The organism is Mesorhizobium sp. M1E.F.Ca.ET.063.01.1.1, from assembly GCF_003998155.1.
Classification (GTDB): Bacteria; Pseudomonadota; Alphaproteobacteria; order Rhizobiales; family Rhizobiaceae; genus Mesorhizobium.
The window spans coordinates 1-2340 of the sequence record NZ_RZSC01000855.1 but is presented as its reverse complement, the minus strand read 5'-3'; the positions used below and the strand labels follow the sequence as shown (position 1 = coordinate 2340).

Genomic DNA, 2340 nt, shown 5'->3' with positions numbered 1-2340 from the left:
AGCCATGGGCGTCGCCACCAACAAGCCGCAATTGGCGACCCGCGAAATCCTGCTGCATTTCCACTTGACGGAATATCTCGGCGCGATCGTCGGAGGAGACGCGGTGACACACCTGAAACCGGCACCCGACGCTCTGCTGCTGGCGCTCGATCAGCTCGGGGTCGAACCCACCGACGCGCTGATGGTCGGAGACAGCAGCAGCGACGTCGGCGCCGCGCGCGCTGCCGGCATGCCCGTCGTTCTGCTGCGCGGCGGCTACACCCAGATCCCCGTCCAAGAGCTTGGCGCAGACCTTGTCTGCGACAGCCTGCTCGATCTGCCTTCCGCGATGCAGAGGCTACGCGCCGCTGCTTGATCCGCAGCGTCGATTAAAGCATGTCTCCCGAAAGTGGGACCCGGTTTCGAGACAAAGACATGCGTAAAATCAATAGTTTAAAGCGCAGGGAGCGAATCTGAAAGATCGCGACGCGCTTTAAGGAGGCAGTCACCGGCCGATCGTAAATCGAACGGCCGGCGAAGCCGTTGTTTCGAGAATTGCCATTATTTCGAAAATTGCTTGAGATAGGCGATGACGTTGGCCACGTCCTTGTCGTCCTTGAGGCCGGCAAACGCCATCTTCGTGCCTTTCACCATGGCCTTTGGATCATGGAGATAGGTCGTCAGTGTGGGTTCGTCCCATTTGGTGCCGGACTTGCCGGCGGCCACCATGGCTTGGGAATAGCTGAACCCCGGATGCGTGCCGGCCGTCCGGCCGATGACGCCGTTCAACGACGGACCGACTTTGTTCTGGTCCTTGTCCGCGACGTGGCAGACCTTGCATTTCATGAAGACCTTCTCACCCGCCGCGGCATCCTGCGCATGGGATTGGTTCGTAAAAGCCGCAAAGGATGCGACGGCGAAAAATGCGATAGTGCGCATGGCATTTCCTCATTGATCGTCAAGACGCCCCTGATGATTTGCATGCCATTGCTTTGACGAAGTCAACCATACGAAGGTCCACAGCAACTGTCCTTTCGCCTTTGTTGACGGCCTTAGGGCGAACGCGTAGCTTCAGGGTCATTCCGGATTTCCATGGGCACCTCGGGAACCCGGTCAGGCTGAGTTTGTCCAGGCTGATATTTTCCCAGGCAATGGGGCGGGCAGGATTTCGCCAGAGCGGGCGTCTTTGCGCGCAAGAGGTGCTGAATGAATATGGTCGACCTCGTATTGACGGTTTGCCTGAGTGCCAATCCCGGCAATTGCCGAAACGAGCATCTCTATTTCGAGAGCCGCGGCTCGCTGTTCCAATGCATGATCCTGGCGCCCAGCGAAATCGCGAGATGGTCGCAGGAACACCCGCCCTTCAAGGTCAGGCGCTGGAAATGCGCCTTCCCGACGAAGGACCGGGCGATCTGACCGGCGCCCCTGGTTTGTTGCAGTCCCGGGAGGAAACATCATGATTTCGCGCCGGAAAACGCTCCGTTTGGCAGCTCTCGGAACGGCCGCGATACTTGGATCACATCCCATTGCCGCCTCCGCCGCGCCCAAGGTTCGCATTGGCGTGCTGAAGTTCGGCACGGTGAGCTGGGAGCTCGATACGCTGAAGCAACACAAGTTCGACGCGGCCAACGGCATCGATCTGGAGGTTATCTATTTCGCCGGCGAGGATGCGACCAATGTCGCGATACTGGCCGGCGCGATCGATATGATCGTGACCGACTGGCTGTGGGTCTCGCGCCAGCGCTCGGACGGCAGCGATGTCACATTGGCCCCCTATTCGACGGCCGTCGGGGCGATCATGGTGAAGGACGCATCGCCGATGCGCGCGATCACCGACCTCAAGGGAAAGAAGATCGGCGTCGCCGGCGGGCCCCTCGACAAGAGCTGGCTGCTGATCCAGGCGCTGGCCAGACGCGATTACGGTCTCGACCTGCCGGCGATCAGCGACGTCGTCTTTGGCGCGCCGCCGCTGATTTCGGAAAAGGCAATTCAGGGCGAACTCGATGCGGTGCTCAATTTCTGGCATTTTTGCGCCCGGCTCGAGGCCAACGGCTTTCGCCGGCTGATCGGCGCCACCGATGCGGAGAAGGCGCTCGGAGCTGCAGGCCCGGTATCCGCGATCGGCTATGTATTCCACGACAAATGGGCCAACGAAAATCCGCAAGTCGTCCGCGGCTTCCTCCAGGCTTCGGCGCAGGCCAAGGATCTGCTGGCAAGATCCGACGAAGAGTGGCTGCGCCTTGCGCCGATTGTCCGCGCAGAAGGCAAGGAACTGGCAAAGCTGCGCGACCGCTATCGCGAGGGCATCCCCAGGCGGCCGGTCGCCGAGGAAGCGGCCGACGCCGGCAGGCTCTATCGTGT

4 protein-coding genes are annotated in these 2340 nt (G+C 60.8%); 3 read left to right on the top strand and 1 reads right to left on the bottom strand.

Annotated elements, in window-relative coordinates:
• Positions 1–355: HAD-IA family hydrolase (locus tag EOA29_RS33385; protein WP_127222199.1), on the top strand; the 355-nt coding region annotated here is incomplete at its 5' end.
• A gap of 185 nt (positions 356–540) precedes the next feature.
• On the opposite strand, the gene EOA29_RS33380 is transcribed toward EOA29_RS33385, so the two are convergent.
• Positions 541–918, bottom strand: coding sequence for a cytochrome c family protein (locus tag EOA29_RS33380; protein WP_126092685.1), 378 nt, complete (start codon positions 916–918; stop codon positions 541–543).
• Positions 919–1185: 267 nt separating this feature from the next.
• Between EOA29_RS33380 and EOA29_RS33375 the strand changes: the two genes are divergently transcribed.
• Together EOA29_RS33375 and EOA29_RS33370 are read left to right on the top strand one after the other, a co-directional pair.
• Positions 1186–1395 (top strand): hypothetical protein, encoded by a 210-nt coding sequence (locus EOA29_RS33375; protein WP_126092684.1) that lies wholly within the window; start codon positions 1186–1188, stop codon positions 1393–1395.
• Between the two features lie 40 nt (positions 1396–1435).
• On the top strand, positions 1436–2340 hold a 905-nt coding region (locus EOA29_RS33370), incomplete at its 3' end, for an ABC transporter substrate-binding protein (RefSeq protein WP_245468670.1).